This window comes from Pelistega ratti (assembly GCF_009833965.1).
Classification (GTDB): Bacteria; Pseudomonadota; Gammaproteobacteria; order Burkholderiales; family Burkholderiaceae_B; genus Taylorella; species Taylorella ratti.
Map to the genome: position 1 here is coordinate 535,796 of NZ_CP047165.1, position 20,903 is coordinate 556,698.

Genomic DNA, 20,903 nt, shown 5'->3' on the forward strand with positions numbered 1-20,903 from the left:
TTATTTTGAATATAAACTATTAAATAATAAACTTTGTCTGGTTATGATGGCTGACCATACCGCTTTTCAACGTAATCCAATACAATTTGCTGAAATTCTTGTGCAATCGTCTCACCTTTTAAGGTAACTGTTCGCTCACCATCAATAAATACAGGGGCAGTCGGTACTTCACCAGTCCCAGGTAGACTAATCCCAATATCCGCATGACGACTTTCACCCGGGCCATTCACAACACAGCCCATAACAGCAACATTCATACGCTCTACACCGGGGTATTTTGTACGCCAAATCGGCATTTGCTCCCGTAAAAAGCGTTGAATATCATCAGCTAACTCTTGGAAAAAAGTGCTACTTGTTCTTCCACAACCAGGACAGGAAACCACCATAGGCGTAAAAGCACGTAACCCCATTGATTGTAAAATTTCTTGTGCTACCACGACTTCTTTGCGGCGATCACCACCAGGTTTTGGTGTTAAAGAGATACGAATAGTATCGCCAATACCTTCTTGTAATAAAACCGATAATGCTGCGGTAGAAGCGACAATACCCTTACTCCCCATACCTGCCTCAGTAAGGCCAAGATGTAAGGGATAATCACAACGACTGGATAGATTTCGATAAACAGAAATTAAATCTTGAACATGACTCACTTTGCAAGAAAGGACTATTTTATCGCCTGCTAAACCTAAGGTTTCAGCACGTTGTGCATTACTAATAGCCGAGATAACTAAGGCCTCTCGCATGACGGCTTGTGCCGACCACGGTATAGGACGCGCATTATTTTCGTCCATCATACGCGCCATTAAATCTTGATCCAAACTCCCCCAGTTCACACCAATACGAATAGCTTTATCATACTTAGCCGCTACCTCAATCATCTGAGCAAAATTATCTTCTCGCTTTTTGCCACCCCCCATATTACCGGGGTTAATGCGGTATTTAGATAAAGCCTGCGCACATTCTGGAAAACTGGTGAGTAATTTATGACCATTGTAATGAAAATCACCGACTAATGGGACATCTACTCCCATCGCATCTAATTGTTCTCTGATTTTAGGTACTTCTGCCGCTGCTTCTGGCGTATTGACTGTAATACGCACCAATTCAGAACCTGCTAGGGCTAGTTCTTTGACTTGAATAGCGGTCGCAATGGCATCAGCGGTATCGGTATTGGTCATAGACTGCACAACAATCGGTGCTCCACCCCCTATCTGCACCTGCTTTGTGCCACATTTAACAATTACTCCCCTTGTTGAGCGTCTTTCTTGATGACCAACAGGATAGGGTTCATTCTGATTTATTTCTACACTACTCATTGTGGAAACCACTTTCTAAAAAACGCCATCATATCTGCTAGCCACGTATCTTGTACCACTAGCACATATACAATCGCAATGGCTATCAAAGTGAAAATAATGATTTTTAACCACCATACCCATGAACTCCCCTCTTCATATTGTTCATTGATTGGCGTATCAAATCGAGCAGCAATATTACGTCGTGTAGAAGGGGCGCTATTATTTGTCTCTCCTGCTAATTTACTCAGTGCTATTTCAGGATCTGCCCCCACCGCTATCGCATACTGCTTAACAATACTCCGCAAAACAAACCCAGACGGCAATGCTGACCATTTATGTTCTTCTAAAGCGGCTAATTGATGTACATTATATTTAATCACATCACTCACATCAGACAAAGTCATCCCACGCGCTTGGCGAGCCTTTTGTAAGTACTCCCCTACGGTTTCATGACTACTATTTGTCGATACATTTGCCAAATCTGGTGTTTCTATACTCACGATATGACCTCTTTAATAGGAATCATCTTGCGTGCCTGCATTTTGGCACTAATTTTGGTACGATCTTTTACTTCACCGGCTAACTGACCACAGGCAGCATCAATATCATCGCCTCGTGTCTTGCGAACAGTGGTAACAACACCGGCATTCATTAAAATCTGTGCAAATTGTTTTACTCTTTCTGCACTTGAACGTTTTAGTCCCGACTCAGGGAAGGGATTAAACGGAATAAGATTAATCTTACAACGCACTTCTTTCGCAATATCAATCAACTCTTTGGCATGTTTATCCAAATCGTTAATTTGATCAAGCATAATATACTCAAAGGTAATAAAATCTCGAGGGGCATATTCCAAATATCGATTACAAGCGGCTAGTAATTCAGCCAATGGATACTTTTTATTTAAAGGAATAAGCTGATCTCTTAACTCATCATTAGGTGCGTGTAAAGATACCGCTAAGGCAACGGGACAGTCTTGAGAAAGACGATCCATCATCGGCACAACACCTGATGTTGATACCGTAACACGACGACGAGATAAACCATAAGCATTATCATCTAGCATCAGTTTTAAGGCTGGTACAACTTGATGGTAATTGAGTAAAGGTTCACCCATACCCATCATCACCACATTACTGATAATTCTATCATGCTCATTTAATTCTGTATTTAAACGGGCAGCCCCTTGATCCGCTAAAATGTCGGCTCTTGCACTCCAAAGCTGACCAATAATCTCTGCAGTTGTTAGATTACGGTTAAAACCTTGATGGCCTGTTGAGCAAAATCGACAGGCAACCGCACAGCCTGCTTGGCTAGAAATACAAAGTGTTCCTCGGTCATCTTCAGGAATAAATACAGTTTCAATCGCATTATGATTACCCACATCGAATAACCATTTGCGCGTACCATCAGAAGAGACTTTTTTGGTAATAACATCGGCTAACTGAATCGTACACTGACGTTCTAGCTGTGCACGGAAATCTTTTGCCAAATCAGTCATTTGAGCAAAATCACTCACCCCACGTTGATGTATCCAACGTAGTAATTGCTTGGCGCGAAAAGGCTTATGCCCCCACTCAGCAACTTGCTGAGTGAGTGCTTCATTGTCTAAGCCTAATAAATTAAGACTTTCTGTCATTATATAAAATGATTATTTACCGAAGAAATAAGCAATTTCAACTGCGGCTGTTTCAGGCGCATCTGAACCATGAACAGCATTAGCGTCAATACTTTCAGCAAAATCAGCACGGATAGTACCTGGTTCTGCTTTTTTAGGATCAGTCGCACCCATTAATTCACGGTTTTTAGCAATCGCATTTTCACCTTCTAGCACTTGAATAAATACAGGACCAGAAATCATGAAATTTACTAAATCATTAAAGAATGGACGCTCTTTGTGAACAGCGTAAAAACCTTCTGCTTCTTCACGTGTTAATTGTTGTAAACGGGCATTTACTACTTTAAGATTTGCTTTTTCAAAGCGAGTAATGATCTCACCAATAACGTTTTTAGCAACCGCATCAGGTTTGATAATAGAAAGTGTACGTTCGATAGCCATGTAAAGCTCCTAAATTTAAGTTTTTAAAAAATGGATAAATAATTAAATTTTTTAAGTAAATCTTCATCTACTCAAAATAATCTGTGATTTTACCATATAAGCAGATATACAGGGCTTTCAACGACATGATACCTATAATATTCTACACCTTGATAAATCATACAAACACCCTCAAATAAGTAAGATACCAACACGGCTATTTATTTCCCTTTTTCTTTCTTAAATAGCTAAATTTCCCTTTTAAATCCGATAGAATATAGGTTTTATCAAAATTTGACACTTCAACAAACAGGTATAGCACTTCTGTGCCAAAAAACGTATGACTACTCAAACAACAGACAATAAGCAATTTGCCAAAAATTTTGAACCAACCGCATTAGAAGCCTACTGGTACAAAAAGTGGGATTCATTAGGTGCTTTTAAAGCAGGGCAACACGTCAAAACCGATTCTCCACTATCAGGGACACCTTATATCATTCAATTCCCTCCTCCTAATGTAACGGGTACACTCCATATGGGACACGCCTTTAACCAAACCATTATGGATGGATTAATCCGCTATCACCGTATGAATGGGTGTGATACAGTATTTGTACCAGGGTCAGATCATGCCGGTATTGCGACACAGATTGTTGTAGAACGTCAATTAGATGCACAAAATATTTCTCGTCATGACCTTGGTCGTGAAGCCTTTCTTGAAAAAGTTTGGCAATGGAAAGAATACTCAGGCGGTACAATTCAATCACAAGTTCGCCGTTTAGGTAGCTCGGCTGACTGGTCTCGTGAATATTTCACAATGGACGAACAAATGTCTGCTGGTGTGATTGAAACCTTTGTCCGTCTCTATGAACAAGGGCTTATCTATCGTGGTAAGCGTTTAGTGAATTGGGATCCTATCCTTGGCACAGCCGTATCAGATTTAGAAGTAGAAAGTGTCGAAGAAGATGGTAGCTTATGGCATATCCGTTATCCATTGCTTGAGCCAGTGGGAGATTTACAGTATTTAGTTGTCGCAACGACTCGACCAGAAACCATGCTGGGGGACGTAGCGGTGATGGTACACCCCGAAGATGAGCGCTATAAACACCTTATCGGTAAAAAAGTTAAACTCCCCCTTGTTAATCGTGAAATCCCAATTATTGCTGATGATTATGTCGATTTAACATTCGGTACAGGAGTGGTTAAGGTAACACCAGCACATGATTTTAATGACTATGCTGTTGGTCAACGTCATCAACTTGAGATGATTTGCATTCTTTCTTTAGATGCCAAGATTAACGAAAATGCTCCTTCTCAATATCAAGGTCTTGATCGTTTTGAAGCACGTAAACAAATTGTGGCTGATTTAGAGCAACAAGGCTTATTAGATTCTATCAAACCACATAAACTGATGGTTCCACGTGGTGATCGTACAAAAACCGTGATTGAACCTATGCTGACGGATCAATGGTTCGTTGCTATGAGCAAGCCTGCCCCTGAAGGTACATATAATCCGGGAAAAAGCATTACAGAAATGGCACTTGAAGTTGTTCGTAATGGTCAAGTAAGTTTTTACCCTGAAAACTGGTCGAACACCTATTATCAATGGTTAGAAAAAATCCAAGACTGGTGTATTTCTCGCCAATTATGGTGGGGACATCAAATTCCTGCATGGTTTAGTGAAGATGGTCAAATTTTCGTAGCTCGTAACGAAGCAGAAGCCTATGAAAAAGCAAAAGCCGCCAGTGTAACAGGTACATTACGCCGTGATGAAGATGTGTTAGATACATGGTTCTCTTCAGCACTTGTTCCTTTTACCACAATGGGTTGGCCTGCTGTAACACCAGACTATGAACGGTATATGCCATCTAATGTATTAGTAACAGGATTTGATATTATTTTCTTCTGGGTTGCTCGTATGATTATGATGAGTATGCACCTGACAGGACAAGTCCCCTTTAAGGTAGTATATGTTCATGGCTTGATTCTTGATGCGCAAGGTCAAAAAATGAGTAAATCAAAAGGTAATACCCTAGACCCTGTTGATTTGATTGACGGTATTGAATTAGAACCCCTTGTGGCTAAACGTACTACAGGACTAATGAATCCTAAACAAGCTGCCAAGATTGAAAAAGATACTCGAAAAGAGTTCCCTAATGGTATCAGTAGCTACGGTGCTGATGCACTACGTTTTACCATGGCAGCCTACGCTACCCTTGGTCGTAATATGAACTTTGATCTTAAACGTTGTGAGGGGTACCGTAATTTCTGCAATAAATTATGGAATGCCACTCGCTTTATTATGATGAATGTTGAGGGTCATCAAATTCAGTCAGATAATATCGTCCTTTCTACGGTTGACAAATGGATTATCAGCCAGTATGAACGTTTCGTTGCTGAGGTTCATAAAGGTTTCCAAGAATACCGTTTTGATATGGTTGCTAATGCCATTTACCGCTTTGTATGGGATGAATATTGCGATTGGTATGTAGAATTAGCTAAGGTACAACTACAAACAGGTACACCAGAACAGCAACAAGGAACTCGTCATACCCTCATTACGGTATTAGAAGGGATTTTGCGTGTAGCACACCCCATTATTCCTTTTATTACGGAAGAATTATGGCAACACGTTGCTGTATTAGCAGGTAAACGTCAATCCGATGAAGAGATTTTACTTAGCAATCAAGCCTACCCTCTTGCACATTTAGAACGTGTAGATGAGGCAGCCGAGGCAGATATTACGCATTTAAAACAAACCATTGAGGCAATTCGTGCCTTACGCGGTGAAATGAATATCTCTCCTGCTGAAAAAGTCGGTATCTATATGGTGGGAGAAGCGCAATTAGTGGATCATCATCTTCCCTATATCAAAGCATTGGGTAAAATAGATGAAATTCAACGTGTTGAACAATTACCTGATGTTGGCGCACCTAGCCAAATTCTTGGGCATTGTGAGTTAATGCTTAATGTTAAGATTGATGTTGCTGCTGAAACAGCTCGTCTTAATAAAGAGATTAAACGTCTTGAGGGTGAAATTGCCAAAGCAAATGGTAAATTGAACAATGAGAATTTTGTTCAAAAAGCACCTGCCGCTGTCATTGAGCAAGAAAAACAACGTGTAGCTGATTTTACGGCTTTACTCAATAAAGTCCAAGAGCAGTTAAGTAAACTCAAATAACGATATAGTTTATATATCAATAAAAAAGCCTTACTTTAAGTATGAAGTAAGGCTTTATTTTTGAAGTAATATAGCTAAAAAATAGTGTATATTTTCCTAAAGTTATTTTTCTTCAGTAATATCATAAACAACCTATAGTAAGTAGAATATCCATTCTACTAAAAATATGGTAAGCAGTTACTTGAGAATTTTTATGTTATATCCAACAAAAAACCCGACTTTAGCATATTTAAAGTCGGGTAGGTATTGAAATACACTCAATAATTGTGACTAATTATTTAACAGAAAATTTCTCTTGTAATTCTGTTTGAAGCGCTTGAAGTTCATTCGCTTGTTTTACTGTTTTATCAATAGCCGCTTGGAGTAATTGAATATTCTCTTCTGTACGGTTACGAATAGTTTCGGCACTACGTTTCATCACTTCTTCTGATGATACTAATGTCTCTTCTAATTTCGTTTTAAGTGGTTTAATCACATCGCTTTTAATATCAACAGATGCCAAGCTTTGTTTCATCTCTTCAATAGAAGCAGAGTATTTTTGAATCATTTCTTGAATTTTTGATTCATCTTGGCTTTCAAAAGCAGCTTGTGCTTGTTGTTGTAGTGTTTGTTGTTCAGCTTGTTTTTCATTGCCCCACTCTAATAATTTCTTCAAATCAGCAGCAGGATCACCAGTTACTTCAGCAATTTTATCTTTTACCCCTTCAGTTACAGATGAAACAGCTTCTTTTGCCTCATCAGCCGCATTAGAAACAGCCTCTTTTACTTCTTCAGTTGCATTAGAAACGGCTTCTTTAGCGCTTTCTGTTGCATTAGAAACCGCCTCTTTAGCGCTTTCTGTTGCATTAGATACAGCTTCTTTAGCATCTTGTGTTACGGCTGAAACTTTTTCTTTGGCATCTTTAACTGGATCTGATTCTTGTGAGCAAGCCACCAATAATAAAGCAAGTGCTGCACCAGATGTTACTTTTAATAAGTTTTTCATCATATTTTCCTTTAAGTTAATGTAGAAATACTGTCATTTTTATTAACATACATTACGTTAATTCCGCCATTCTACCCTATTTTGTACTATTTACATAGTCTTTTTTAGTGAGTGACTTTACTTTGTCTTATTTCTTGACACAGTTAGATCATCATAAAGTAGCTAAATAGTGTCACACACCATCGTTTTACACTATTATCCATGGGATTATAATTTTCCTAATAAAATACACAACATTCTACGCAAAGGCTCTGCCGCCCCCCAAAGTAGCTGATCACCAACAGTAAATACCGAATAAATAGGCATATCACCAAATCCCATTGGTTTGTAGCGACCAACTGCTACTTGTAAAGAACCACTTACGGAAGCAGGCATTAGCCTAGACAGCGTATCTGGTAAATTATTAGGAATATATTGAACCCACGGATTATTTTCTGTAATAAGTTCTATCAATCTCTTTTCTGGTATATGATGTGTTAATTTCATGGTAATAGCAGCACTATGACAACGAATGACACCTACCCTAACACATAGACCATTAACAGCAATCGTTTTGGCTGATAACCCTAAAATCTTATTCAACTCAACTTCACCTTTCCATTCTTCTCTACTATTACCATTATGTAAATCCGTATCAATCCAAGGAATAATATTTCCCACTAGAGGTACACCAAATGCCTCTTTAGGAAGATCTTGATGATTAATAAGCATATTTGTTTTTTCGATAAGCGGTAAAATAGCAGCGTTATGATTAAGTTCTTTTGGTTGAATCTGATCGGCAACAAATTTATTTTGTGCAAGCAATTCCTTAACTTGTTTTGCCCCTGCTCCTGAGGCAGATTGATACGTCATCAGACTCATCCACTCAACGACATTTTCTTTGAGTAATCCTGCTAATCCCATCATACTTAACGTGATTGAACAATTACCCCCCACAAAGGTTTTAATCCCCTTTTGTAAAGCATGATCAATAACTGAGCGATTCACAGGATCTAATACAATACAAGCCTCCTCATTCATTCTCAAAGCAGATGCCGCATCAATCCAATAACCTTTCCAATTTAATGCCCTTAATCGTGGATAGATAGCTTTTGTATAATCGCCACCTTGGCAAGTTACAATAATATCCATTTCTGCCAGTTCATGAAGATTATTAGCATCTTTTAATGTGTGAACACTATGATTAATTTCAGGCCCCTGTCCGCCTATAGTTGAAGTGCTATAAAAACTTGCCTGAATATCGTGGAAATCATTTTCTTGTCGCATTCTATTTAACAAAACAGAACCTACCATACCTCGCCAACCCACAAAACCTACTTTCTTCATAATTTATCCTTTAAGAATAAAACTACCCAAAGCCTAATTAGAAAGGATTAACCGTACTATTTTTTTATGACAAATTAATGAAATCAATATAATGACAATTTACTCTCTTTATTTTTAAAAGGAGGTGAGTTGCAATTTAACTTTGGAACACCAAAAGAGCGGTTAAAAATACTGAGAAAATGATGTGAAATTTAGAGCTAATCTAATACTGCTCCAAAAATTTAATGGCAAGAAATAGTTAAAACTACGCTTGCCATCTACACAATTAATTATAAAACGGGTATTTAATTTATCGTTTGATATAACGTGATATATCAAGCCCTTCTGTACTAATTTCTGGTTTTTCTCCAGCAATTAAATCAGCTAAATAATTTGCTGCACCGCAACTCATTGTCCAGCCTAATGTACCATGCCCCGAATTAATCCATAAATTAGGGTAACGTGTTCCTCCTACAATCGGTGTACCATCTGGTGTCGCTGGACGTAACCCTGTCCAGAAAGTAGCTTCTTGAAGATTACCCGAATTAGGAAAGACATGGTTAAAGATTTTATGCATGGTCTTGAGGTATTTATCCTTTAAACTTAAATCAAAACCATTAACCCCTGCCATACCACCCATACGGATACGTTGGTCAAATCGAGTCAGTGCAACTTTATAGGTTTCATCAAGAACGGTTGATTGTGGGGCTTTGCTTTCATCGGTAATAGGAACAGTTAATGAAAACCCTTTTAGGGGATAAATAGGTACATCAATACCCACCTGTTTTAGTAAAGCTGTGCTATAAGAGCCTAGTGCTACTACATAGGCATCTGCTGTGACTAATTCACCATTAACCCAGATACCTTTAATTTCTCCATTTTGATCATCAAATCGTTCAATATGTTGAGCAAACTGAAAGCGTACACCTAAGGCTTTTGCTAATTCTACTAAACGCTCTGAAAAAATAAAACAGTCCCCTGTTTCATCTAAGGGTAAACGTAACGCCCCTACAAATTCATTAATCGTCTCTTTTAGTCCCGGTTCATAACGTAGAATACCCGCTCGGTCTAATACTTCAAATGGTGTTCCCATTTCTTTTAGCACTTGGATATCTTTTGCTGAATCATCTAGTTGTTGCTGTGTACGGAATAATTGGATTGTCCCTCTCTGACGGTCTTCATAACGAATACCTGTTTCTTGACGTAATCGATCAAAACAAAGGCGACTATATTCTGATAAACGCACCATTCTTTCTTTATTGATCGCATAGTTTTTCGCTGTACAGTTTCTAAGAAGAGACCATAGCCAACGATATTGTGCTATGTCTAAGGTAGGTTTCATAATGAGAGGCGCATCTTCTTGGAAAAGCCACTTGATTGCTTTTAACGGTATCCCCGGTGCTGCCCAAGGCGAAGCGTATCCTGGTGAAATTTGACCTGCATTAGCAAAACTTGTCTCTAATGCAGGTCCATCTTGGCGGTCAAGAACAGTAACTTCAAAACCTTTTTTCGCTAAATAATAAGCAGTTGTAACGCCTACAATGCCACTACCTAATACATAAATGTGCACAATATACCTCCTAAAACACACAATATACAAGATATACTGTCAGCATATCGCATTTAACAAAAAATAACAAATTTTTATGATTTTTTGGTGCTTTTCTAGTAGATTTACGAGAGTAAATAGCAACACTTTTTGGCTAATGTTCTTTTTTACTCTCTTCTATACTATTTCTCTTTTAATAACCACTCCTTTTCTTACTAAAACAAACTACTTAGTAAAATCATTTTTAAAACATAACAATTCACTTCAGAATAAAATTTTCAGATTGCACCGCTGTCAAAGATAGATTAAAATTTCCTATTGTTTTCTCATTGGTATTTCTGAGAGTCCGTATATGCAGCTTAGCAATAACTCTAAAAAATTGATTATTGCCATTATGGCAATGACTGGATTAGGTGTATTATTAACCAGCCCAAACCCAACTGAACCTGCTCACGAATCTATCGCTACTGCCAGTGATCAAAGTATCCATCAAGCCAATGTGCTAGATCCTACTACTATCAAATCCCTTACGAATCTAACACAGCATATTACCATTGATACAGCAGGAATGCCTTTACGGTATCGGGGCTATATTCAAGGGGTAGGCTATTCTTCTTACCAATTCTTGGGTGAAAAGGGACAAAAAATCCTCTTCTCTCTGGAAGCACCGTCTAACATGGAAATGATTCTCTATGGGACAACGATTGTACCTATTAGCAATAATATGGAATACACACTACCTGAGAATGGCTCATATGATTTACGTATTCTCTATAAACCCTCTATTGAACTTCAACAGACTAAAAAATCATCAGATCCTGAAGCCTACTATATTACCTTTACACTTCAAGCATCGCCTACTACTCCCCCAGTAGAACAGCCATAAGTAACACTTATAAATACACTCGCACAACTTACTGTCTCACTGTCTCTATATACCTAGCCAAGACTATTGATAAAAAACTACTTGGTAATAGCACATCTTAGTCTATAGTCAATAAAATCATTATTATTTTATTTATAAACCATCTGTCATCATATAGTGAGATAAGCAAAGCCAATGTGTAGCGTGGTATATTTTACCTCATCAACTCAGTTTTTAAAACGTTGCACTTCTATCTTGAATTTAAGATTTAAAATATAACACTTTTCTTTTAAATATAAGCTATTCATATTTCCCCCAAAAAACTACCCCCATAGAAATGAATCTATGAGGGTAGTTTAATAGGCTTTCTTTCGAGAAAGGATTTTATTAACTATTCATTCAGATTATGAACGGCTAAATAAACCTTTAACGACTTGTAGGCTTACACCTAAACCACCTAATAAGAAGCACACGTCAGGTAGTGTTCTGATCCAACGTAAGTTTTCTAAGAAATCTTGTTGTAGGAACGCTTCACCACGAGCAGACCACATACCAACGCTTACGCTTTCATGGAATTGGAATAAACCAATTGGGAATAAGCTAATGCTAATCATACCGAGTAAGCCGATATTTAATGCCCAGAAAGAGAAGCGCATTAATTTTTCGCTAAATACAAGGTTTGGACGGATATAGCGTAATACTAAAAGTACGAAACCTAGTGCTAAGAAACCGTACACACCGAATAAAGCTGTATGTGCGTGAACCGCTGTTGTATTTAAACCTTGTAAGTAGAATAAAGATACTGGCGTATTGATCATGAAACCGAATACACCTGCACCAAGCATATTCCAGAAAGCAACGGCAATGAAGAAGAATAAAGGCCAACGAACATTTGCCATCCAAGATGCACGAGTACGTAAGCTCCAGTGTTCATACGCTTCATAACCTAATACCACTAAAGGCACAACCTCTAATGCAGAGAAGCTAGCACCCACTGCAACGATAGGTGTTGTTGCACCAGTGAAGTATAAGTGGTGGAAAGTACCGGGTACACCACCTAGCATGAATAAACAAGCTGATGCTAATGAAGCAGCTGTTGCTGAACGAAGTGATACAAGACCCATTGAGCTGAAGATAAAGGCTAATGCAGCTGTTGCAAATACCTCGAAGAAACCTTCTACCCATAGGTGAACCACCCACCAACGCCAGTATTCCATTACGGCAATATTAGAACGTTCACCGTAGAATAAACCACTACCGTAGAACAAACCAATTGCAACAACAGAAGCGGTAAATAACGCTAGTAAGTTTTTGTCGCCACCTTGTTTGAACGCACCTACTAAGCAACGTGCCATTAGGAATAACCAGAAAGCAATACCTAAGAATAACGCAAATTGCCATACACGACCTAAGTCGAGATACTCATAACCTTGGTGACCTAACATAAAGTTATATTCAGCTGGCATTTGACCTGCAATCGCAAGGTAGTTACCAACGAACGCACCAACAGTAACCACTAATAAGGCAAGGAATAGAACATTAACCCCTAGACGTTGGTATTTAGGATCTTTACCACCGTTTACAACAGGCGCTAAGAAAAGACCAGCGGTTAAGAAACCTGCGGCAATCCATAGAATTGCACTTTGTAAGTGCCATGTACGGAGTAAAGAGTAAGGGAACCATTTTGATAACTCAATACCATAGAAAGTATGACCTTCAACAGTATAGTGAGCTACTGCACCCCCCATAAACATTTGGAAAGCAAATAATGCAACGGTTAAGAAAGCATATTTACCTAATGCTTTTTGAGAAGGTGTTAATTTAAAGGTTGTAATTGGGTCAACATGAGGTGCTGGAGGATCTTCTTCATCATGTTTTGTTAAGAAAGCCCAACCCCATACTAATAAACCAATACCAGCAATCAGTACAACGATACTGATGATAGACCACATAATGTTTTCAGTAGATGGAACATTATCGATAATTGGTTCATGTGGCCAGTTATTGGTATAAGTTACGTCAGAACCAGGGCGGTTTGCTGAAGCAACCCAAGAACTCCAGAAGAAGAAATTCACTAATTTATCACGACGAGCAGGATCCGCTAGGGTATTTGTTTTCATCGCGAAACTTTCACGAGTACTTTCATATTGAGGATCATCACCATAAACACCTTTGTAGTATTCGGCAATTTCTTTGATCGCTTTAGCACGCGTTTCAGAAATAGTCACAACATCATTTTCATCAATAGTGTTGGTACGATATTCTTTTTTAGCGGCAGCTTCTAAAATCGCTTTTTGCTCTTCAGTCGCTTGCTCATAAGATACGCCAAAACGCTCTTGAGAAGTGATGTTCATCCAAGCAATAAGCTCTCTATGTAGCCAATCTGCTGTCCAGTCAGGGGCTTGATAAGCACCATGACCAAAAATAGAACCGTTTTGCATACCGCCTGTACCTTGCCAAGCAGATTGACCTTGATAGATATCTTCTGATGTCATCAAGACTTCACCTGTTGAGGCAACTTTTACTTGTGCAGGAATAGGTGGTGCATTACGATATACATCGACCCCAAGATAGCCTAGGATCGTAAAAGTAACGAGTAGGATACCAAATAACCAGTACCACAGCTTTTTATAATTTCCCATCATTTTTTCCTAAAACATTGAAATGATTTACCAATATACCTAATGGTCTATTAGTAGCTTTTGAGCAAGTAGAATAATTCAACATTAATCTGTATCTGCTACAATGAGAGATGACATGGATTAATCTATGGATTACGATACATACACTCTCATTTAATTATATAGCAAAAATCGTGCCAACTTATTTTCTGCTTAGAAAGGATAGAATTTTTGCTCAAAAGGTAAAAAATACCTTATACTACTAAGGTATTTTTTACCCTAATCAGGTTTTTTTTACCATGAGCCATCATCTCATTATTGAAGACCTCAATAAAGAACTTTCACCCACCCAACGTTTAGCACGTTTAGCCACAACCATTAAAACAGAATTTGGCTGTAGTGCGGTGGGATTACTTCGACTTCATCATGACACTCTCTTGATGGAAGCCGCGGCAGGTCTTAGTCCAGATACCTTGGGCAGACAATTTAAATTAGCAGAACACCCTCGACTACAAACCATTGTCAATGACTCTGCTCCTGTTCATTTTGATCAAAACTCTTCTCTACCCGATCCTTATGATGGGTTAGTAGATGAATCGCTTGGTGAAAATCTACACGTACATGATTGCCTAGGCTGTAAATTATTTGTTAATGGTCAATTATGGGGGATTATCACGCTAGATGCGATGAAAGATACCTTTACCAAAGCAAATAAAGAAAAGTTATTTCAATCTATTCACTTATTTGAAGCCAGTATCCGTATGGCACAAATCGAAAAGCAACTTGCAGAACAACAACTGTTCACCCCCATAGATGCACAATCAGAAATCAAAAATAATCGTAAAGTTATTGGGGATAGCCCTGCTATTTTGCATCTGACAGAAGAGATTCGGCTGATTTCAGACTCTGACTTACCGCTATTAATTACGGGTGAAACAGGGGTGGGAAAAGATGTTTTTGCCCACTATGCACATGCTTACTCTAAACGCCATGCACGCCCTCTTATTATTGTGAATTGTGCTGCCCTACCCGATGCTTTAGCGGAAAGTGAATTATTTGGCCATGTTAAAGGGGCTTTCTCTGGTGCAACGCATGAAAGGATAGGTCGATTTGAAGCGGCAGATAATGGCACTCTTTTTTTAGATGAGATTGGTGAGCTAAGTCTCAGTATTCAATCTAAGCTACTACGCGCTATCCAAAACGGAGAAATCCAGCGTTTAGGCTCTGATAAGTTGCATTATGTTAATGTGCGTATTATTGCAGCAAGCAATCGTGATTTAAAAAAAGAGGTTGAAGAAGGTAATTTTAGAAAAGACCTTTATCATCGCCTCTCTGTTTATCCACTTCACATTCCTCCCCTACGCGAGCGAGGAAATGATATTTTATTATTAGCAGGTTATTTTTTAGAACTCAATCGTTCGCGATTAGGGTTAAGAGGATTACGACTTAGTCCATCTGCTAGCCAGGCACTCTTACACTACCATTGGCCGGGTAATGTACGTGAGCTAGAACATATTATTAGTCGTGCCTCATTAAAAGCAAGAGGGGCAAGCCATAGTCGCCATGATATTGTGACGATAGAGTCTTATCAATTAGATATTGATAATTTATCGGAGCAACCACACCCTATACAGGATACTCATACCGCTCCTGCTATCCCTATTGATACTTCCCTACCCCTAAAAGTATTAATTCAAAATTTTGAGAAAGAAGTAATTCAGCAAACACTTGAACAAACGCATTATCGGTGGACAGAAGCAGGCAAAAGACTGGGGATTGATACCAGTAATTTACACAAATTAGCAAAGAAATTAGGATTAAAGTAATAACACGAGAGGATACTATGCCATATAGAAAATATAGTGAATTAGCGGAATCGGTTGAGATGATGTCTATGGCGGTCACATCTGGTCGATTTATGAATAAACTTGATGATGGCACATACTATAACCTACAGGATAGTTATGAGACATTTCCAGTTAAAAAATTTGAAAATGCCAAAAAATCCTACGCTCAAGGAATAGAAGAAGATGAAGAATTATTATTTCTTTTTGATATTACCTTATTTGGTAGTGCAACAGACGGCATGATAATCACCAACAAAAAGATATACTTTAAAGATTTTCTTGAAGATCCTGAATGTATTGATTATGTAGAAATAGATAAAATTATTGATCGAAAAATATCTGATGAAGAATGTGAAATGACCCTTTGTCATAAGGGAAAAGCGACTAAGATTAAAATTCCTCGATTTCAGTTCTTTGATCATCATTTTATCCAGTTTATCGCTGGGTACGCTGAGATTCTTCAACAAAATAACCATTTATTAGCACAGGGAAAAGCAGCACTAAAAGATGGGGTTGATAATATCACTGATATTATTTTTGATGCCTTTTGGAATGGCAAAAAAGTCGAAAAAATCCGATAAAACTCAATACTCACTTATGCTTATAAAAAGGATAGGTGGTCAGCATATGCCAACCACCTATCACATGGGAACTATCCTCCCTCGTAGAGAGAGGATATTACCTACTTACAAACAGGATTTATTCATTACACTACCTGAATATTTGCCTGCACATACACTAGTGTATCGTCTTGGTGGTTAAATTCATAACCCTCATAACGTACACCGTCTTTTATGGTAGAACCCACTTTGTGCCAGCTTCCTTTATTACCTTCTCTCAAGTTAGCACGAGCTGGGCTGACATTACCAAAGTCCACTTTGTCATCAAAGCCACCTTTAACAAATACTGTCGTACGATCAGCACGTGCAGCATCTGAAGTAACTCGTAATGTGTTGCTACCAGAGCCTGAAATGTCAATGGTTTCTACTTCAATAAAGTCTTTTAAGTGTAAAACAGCGTTTTTACCCGTGATTTTAACGGTATCATGGCCAGAACCACCATTGATTTTACCTGTACCTTGTACATAGGTAACAGAGTCATCACCTGCACCTAGTTCCATCTTACCGTTAAAGCGACCACCAATTTCTACGATGTCTTTACCTTTGCCACCATAGATTTTGGCACCCGGATCAACATTCACCGCAATGCGTAGATGATTAACATCAAAAACGCTGTCGGTATTGTGATCGTTACCGAGGCTACGACCTGTACCATCTTGGTAAGTATGTAAATAAACCGCTGGCATTGGTTTACCACTACCTAAATCAATAATCGTACTACCCACTAAGCTACCGCCACCTAAAGCACCAAAACCAATATTGATGTTGTCACTACCACTACCACCAGAAATGATAGAGTTATGGATACTACCACCAATATTGATAATATCATCACCTGACTCACCAAAAATAGCAGAAACTGCTTGATTTTGATTGCTTGATGCTCCCGCTGTATTAACAGCTGAAGTTACTTTTAAGCGGATATCCACTTGGTCATTACCTTCACCAAGGTAAATACGAGTTTGTTGATTTTCATCACCACGGATACGTACATAGTCATTACCTGCGCCCATATCAATCGTAGAAATACTCTTATTACCATCTGTTTTTAGACCATATTGGGTATTGTTATCCCCCCAGTTAGATACACTGCCAGCCTGACCTTTACGGAATTCTTGACCGTTAGCATAGTAACCGATAAAGACTTTATCATCACCATCTGTGGTAGTGTAAGCGTCTGCCCCTTTAGGTACGGTAAAGCTCACATCTGCTGAACCGTTTTTAGACCCTGATTTACTAACACCATAGTATAAAGTGAGATCACCGTTTAAGGCACGTAACTCAATAGTTTGACCCTTAGGAGCAACAGGTTCTACTGGTTTAACAGGTTCTACTGGCTTAATTGGCGCTACTGGTCTAGCGGGTTCTACAGGATTAATCGGTTCAACTGGTTTGATCGGTTCTACAGGTTTAACCGGCTCAACTGGTTTAGCTGGTTCTACAGGATTAATAGGCTCTACAGGTTTTGTTGTATCAACTAATTTGTTATATACAAATTTCTCGGCTTCTTCTCGTGTTAATGGATCAACGGGTTTATCTTTACCGCCAACACCTATCCAGAAGTGTCTTCCACCACCAATACCACTATGGAAATACCCTGGTTTTACTGTTTGAACACTAAATTTCACCGCATTTGAAATTTCTGCACTATTACCTACTGTATCGGTTGTCGTTAATACGGCTGATACAAGTTTATCGGCATCTTGTGCTAACTTACTACCGTGAACAGTCGCACTAAAGTTACCCTCTACATCCACTTGGCGAGTATAGTAAGTATCTTTATCTAAGAAAATACGAACTTGATCACCCTCATTAAATTCACCACTCACTTTACCTGAAATGGTGTATTCACGATCTTTGCGAACGCTACCGATTTCATTAAGCTGTATTTGTGCATCTACAGTCGTATCAACACCATATTGTTTATCGGTACGAATAGTACCGGTATTGCCTGCTGCATCCGTGGTGGTTAATACGGCATAAACCGTTTTATCTGCATCATTGACTAAGGAATCCGCTGATACCTCTGTGGCAAAACGACCATTTTCATCCACATAGCGTGTATAGAAAGTATTTTCATCAACAAAAATACGCACTTGATCGCCTGTGTTAAACTCACCACGCACTTGACCAGAAACCGTTACGGTACCTTGTGCTTCTGCGGCATTAATCACGTTATCTGCCGTGATGTTGTCTAAAGATAATTGGGTGGTTTCTGCATTTGGTGCAACGGTATCTACGCCATATTGTTTTTCTGCACGGATTGTTCCTGTGTTGCCTGCCGCATCTGTGGTAGTTAATACCGCATAAACGGTTTTATCTGCATCATTGATGAGCATATTTGCCGGTACTTCTGCTGAGAAACGACCGTTTTCATCCACATAGCGTGTATAGAAAGTATTTTCATCAAGGAAAATACGCACTTGATCGCCTGTGTTAAACTCACCACGCACTTGACCTGAAACAGTCACACTGCCTTGTGCTTCTTGGGCATTAATCACGTTATCTGCTGTGATATTGTCTAGGGAAATACGGGTGCTATCAGCATTAGGGGCTACGGTATCAACGGCATATTGTTTCTCACCACGGATAGTGCCGGTATTGCCTGCCGCATCCGTGGTGGTTAATACCGCATAAACGGTTTTATCCGCATCATTGACTAATTGACTTGCTGGTACAGTTGCTTGGAAGTAACCGTTTTCATCTACATAGCGAGTATAGAAAGTATTTTCATCAACAAAAATACGCACTTGATCGCCTGTGTTAAACTCACCACGCACTTGACCTGAAATCACCACATTACCTTGTGCTTCTTGGGCATTAATTACGTTATCTGCTGTGATATTGTCTAGGGAAATACGGGTGCTATCAGCATTAGGGGCTACGGTATCAACGGCATATTGTTTCTCACCACGGATAGTGCCGGTATTGCCTGCCGCATCCGTGGTGGTTAATACCGCATAAACGGTTTTATCCGCATCATTGACTAATTGACTTGCTGGTACAGTTGCTTGGAAGTAACCGTTTTCATCCACATAGCGAGTATAGAAAGTATTTTCATCAACAAAAATACGCACTTGATCGCCTGTGTTAAACTCACCACGCACTTGACCTGAAATCACCACATTACCTTGTGCTTCTTGGGCATTAATCACGTTATCTGGAGTGATATTGTCTAATGTAATCGTAGCAGTCTTAGCATTAGGTGCTATCGTGTCAACAGAATATGTTTTTTCCGCTTCAAAAATAAAAGGTTTGGTATTTTTGTAAGCAACCAATACCGCCTTGATAGTCTTATCTGCATCATTGACTAATTGTCTAGTTGGTATAGATGCAAAGAAATTACCTTCCGCATCAACGGTACGGGTGTAGTAAGTATCGTCATCAAGGAAAATACGCACATGATCGCTCTCCTTAAAATCACCTTTAACTTTACCGCTAATACGGGTATAGTTTTCTTGTGCTTCTTCGGCATTAATCACATTGTCTTCTGTTACATTATATAATTCAATCGTTACTTCTGGATCTTTCTCATGTAAAAGATAAACTTGCTCTTTTACTGCAGAACCATTACCGTGTTTATCAACAACGTAAGCAGATACCAGTAACTCACTATTCTCACCACCTTCTGGAACCTCCATTTTGACTTCAATTTGATCTTGTTGATAGCGATCTCTATCTAATGGTATAGAGATACCTTCACCTTGATTGGTTTCAACCACCAGTTCATCAGTTGGCAACAGCCCTTTTGGTAGTGTTACGGTAATAGTTACCTTACCCTCTGCATCAATTTCATCTGGGGTTAAAAGATCGTCTCCATTACCGATCACCACAGCTGCTGGTTGTTTGGTTTTATCAGCACGAGCAACTGTATCAATGTAAATATTCTCATTACCAGGGCTTTTGGGACGTTTTAGATCATAAGTCACTGCAATTTTTTCACCCGGAACAGGAGCATCAAAGCCAAAGACAAGAGTTTTACCTATATCCTCTTTTTGTAGGCGATAATGAATTGGGGTCCCCTCTGTACTTGAGTTACGTTCACCTGTTCCCTCATAATAGGGGCGAATAGTTAACCGATCGCCTAAACGAAATAACCCTTGCTTAACTTCTAAGGTAATTTTAGCGATTTGCTTTGGGTTGGTTACATCACTTGCATAAATAATTGTCATACAATCCTCATTAAAAAACAAAAATAAAAAAATAAAAAATGATACCAAACGCACATCATATACCCCTTAACACATTTATCTATAAAGGGATAATGATGTCGATAACATGACTATCTGTTTAGCATCTTATGGTAATAATGGCTGATAAGTATCAATTGACATTAATACCCATAAACCACCTCAATACCTCAAATATATCTATCGCCTAAAACGGTACTGATTTCAGCAAAATGCATGATACAGATACACATAAGGTATCCGTACCATTAACGCTCTTTGCCGTATCATGGCTTTAGGTGCTTGATACATTAGGTTTACTACATCACAAGTTAAGACTTGCTTTTTTTGACCGCTTATCACAACAGCATAAGCAATCTTGCTATAAAAGAGGTGAATGAGATTCACCCCCTTTATTCACTCTA

13 protein-coding genes are annotated in these 20,903 nt (G+C 38.8%); 4 read left to right on the top strand and 9 right to left on the bottom strand.

All coding sequences use genetic code 11. The features are described 5' to 3' along the window. Positions 1 to 41: 41 nt before the first annotated feature. From ispG to ndk, 4 genes are read right to left on the bottom strand one after another with little or no spacing between them, the layout of a single operon-like run. Positions 42 to 1,316 (bottom strand): flavodoxin-dependent (E)-4-hydroxy-3-methylbut-2-enyl-diphosphate synthase, encoded by a 1,275-nt coding sequence (gene ispG / locus F9B76_RS02305; protein WP_159990637.1) that lies wholly within the window; start codon positions 1,314 to 1,316, stop codon positions 42 to 44. After that, complete coding sequence (locus F9B76_RS02310; protein WP_159990638.1) at positions 1,313 to 1,798, bottom strand: helix-turn-helix domain-containing protein; 486 nt, start codon at positions 1,796 to 1,798, stop codon at positions 1,313 to 1,315. Before F9B76_RS02310 ends, ispG begins: the two co-directional genes overlap by 4 nt. Further along, positions 1,795 to 2,937: a dual-specificity RNA methyltransferase RlmN gene (gene rlmN / locus F9B76_RS02315; protein WP_159990639.1), complete on the bottom strand. Its 1,143-nt coding sequence runs from the start codon at positions 2,935 to 2,937 to the stop codon at positions 1,795 to 1,797. Before rlmN ends, F9B76_RS02310 begins: the two co-directional genes overlap by 4 nt. A 12-nt stretch (positions 2,938 to 2,949) precedes the next feature. Continuing rightward, on the bottom strand, positions 2,950 to 3,357 hold the full coding sequence (gene ndk, locus F9B76_RS02320) for a nucleoside-diphosphate kinase (RefSeq protein WP_159990640.1): 408 nt from the start codon (positions 3,355 to 3,357) through the stop codon (positions 2,950 to 2,952). A 319-nt stretch (positions 3,358 to 3,676) separates the two neighbouring features. Here ndk and F9B76_RS02325 point away from each other — a divergent pair, with 319 nt between their 5' ends. Continuing rightward, positions 3,677 to 6,517, top strand: a complete 2,841-nt coding sequence (locus F9B76_RS02325; protein ID WP_159990641.1) for a valine--tRNA ligase — start codon at positions 3,677 to 3,679, stop codon at positions 6,515 to 6,517. 274 nt (positions 6,518 to 6,791) lie between these two features. Here F9B76_RS02325 and F9B76_RS02330 read toward each other — a convergent pair whose 3' ends face one another. The 3 genes from F9B76_RS02330 to F9B76_RS02345 all read right to left on the bottom strand — a co-directional run bounded on the left by F9B76_RS02330 (position 6,792) and on the right by F9B76_RS02345 (position 10,377). Beyond that, positions 6,792 to 7,505, bottom strand: coding sequence for a hypothetical protein (locus F9B76_RS02330; protein WP_159990642.1), 714 nt, complete (start codon positions 7,503 to 7,505; stop codon positions 6,792 to 6,794). Positions 7,506 to 7,709: 204 nt separating this feature from the next. Continuing rightward, positions 7,710 to 8,828: an aspartate-semialdehyde dehydrogenase gene (gene asd, locus F9B76_RS02335; protein ID WP_159990643.1), complete on the bottom strand. Its 1,119-nt coding sequence runs from the start codon at positions 8,826 to 8,828 to the stop codon at positions 7,710 to 7,712. A 289-nt stretch (positions 8,829 to 9,117) separates the two neighbouring features. Further along, entirely contained in the window at positions 9,118 to 10,377 is a 1,260-nt protein-coding gene (locus F9B76_RS02345) for a D-amino acid dehydrogenase (RefSeq protein ID WP_159990644.1), read from the bottom strand. 331 nt (positions 10,378 to 10,708) lie between these two features. Between F9B76_RS02345 and F9B76_RS02350 the strand changes: the two genes are divergently transcribed. After that, positions 10,709 to 11,242, top strand: coding sequence for a hypothetical protein (locus F9B76_RS02350; RefSeq protein ID WP_159990645.1), 534 nt, complete (start codon positions 10,709 to 10,711; stop codon positions 11,240 to 11,242). A 383-nt stretch (positions 11,243 to 11,625) separates the two neighbouring features. Here F9B76_RS02350 and F9B76_RS02355 read toward each other — a convergent pair whose 3' ends face one another. Then, positions 11,626 to 13,863, bottom strand: coding sequence for a nitric-oxide reductase large subunit (locus F9B76_RS02355; protein WP_159992059.1), 2,238 nt, complete (start codon positions 13,861 to 13,863; stop codon positions 11,626 to 11,628). A 278-nt stretch (positions 13,864 to 14,141) separates the two neighbouring features. Between F9B76_RS02355 and norR the strand changes: the two genes are divergently transcribed. Continuing rightward, positions 14,142 to 15,668 (top strand): nitric oxide reductase transcriptional regulator NorR, encoded by a 1,527-nt coding sequence (gene norR / locus F9B76_RS02360; protein ID WP_159990646.1) that lies wholly within the window; start codon positions 14,142 to 14,144, stop codon positions 15,666 to 15,668. Positions 15,669 to 15,685: 17 nt separating this feature from the next. Then, a complete protein-coding gene (locus F9B76_RS02365) occupies positions 15,686 to 16,270 on the top strand; it encodes a hypothetical protein (RefSeq protein WP_159990647.1) in 585 nt (194 codons plus the stop codon). Between the two features lie 125 nt (positions 16,271 to 16,395). On the opposite strand, the gene F9B76_RS10410 is transcribed toward F9B76_RS02365, so the two are convergent. Further along, on the bottom strand, positions 16,396 to 20,481 hold the full coding sequence (locus F9B76_RS10410; RefSeq protein ID WP_159990648.1) for an Ig-like domain-containing protein: 4,086 nt from the start codon (positions 20,479 to 20,481) through the stop codon (positions 16,396 to 16,398). Between the last annotated feature and the right edge of the window lie 422 nt (positions 20,482 to 20,903).

Coding starts and splice junctions, on each gene's coding strand:
- asd (WP_159990643.1), bottom strand. CDS start 8,828: ATGAAGAAAGTAGGTTTTGTGGGTTGGCGAGGTATGGTAGGTTCTGTT.
- F9B76_RS02350 (WP_159990645.1), top strand. CDS start 10,709: ATGCAGCTTAGCAATAACTCTAAAAAATTGATTATTGCCATTATGGCA.
- ndk (WP_159990640.1), bottom strand. CDS start 3,357: ATGGCTATCGAACGTACACTTTCTATTATCAAACCTGATGCGGTTGCT.
- F9B76_RS10410 (WP_159990648.1), bottom strand. CDS start 20,481: ATGACAATTATTTATGCAAGTGATGTAACCAACCCAAAGCAAATCGCT.
- F9B76_RS02365 (WP_159990647.1), top strand. CDS start 15,686: ATGCCATATAGAAAATATAGTGAATTAGCGGAATCGGTTGAGATGATG.
- F9B76_RS02355 (WP_159992059.1), bottom strand. CDS start 13,863: ATGGGAAATTATAAAAAGCTGTGGTACTGGTTATTTGGTATCCTACTC.
- rlmN (WP_159990639.1), bottom strand. CDS start 2,937: ATGACAGAAAGTCTTAATTTATTAGGCTTAGACAATGAAGCACTCACT.
- F9B76_RS02330 (WP_159990642.1), bottom strand. CDS start 7,505: ATGATGAAAAACTTATTAAAAGTAACATCTGGTGCAGCACTTGCTTTA.
- norR (WP_159990646.1), top strand. CDS start 14,142: ATGAGCCATCATCTCATTATTGAAGACCTCAATAAAGAACTTTCACCC.
- ispG (WP_159990637.1), bottom strand. CDS start 1,316: ATGAGTAGTGTAGAAATAAATCAGAATGAACCCTATCCTGTTGGTCAT.
- F9B76_RS02325 (WP_159990641.1), top strand. CDS start 3,677: ATGACTACTCAAACAACAGACAATAAGCAATTTGCCAAAAATTTTGAA.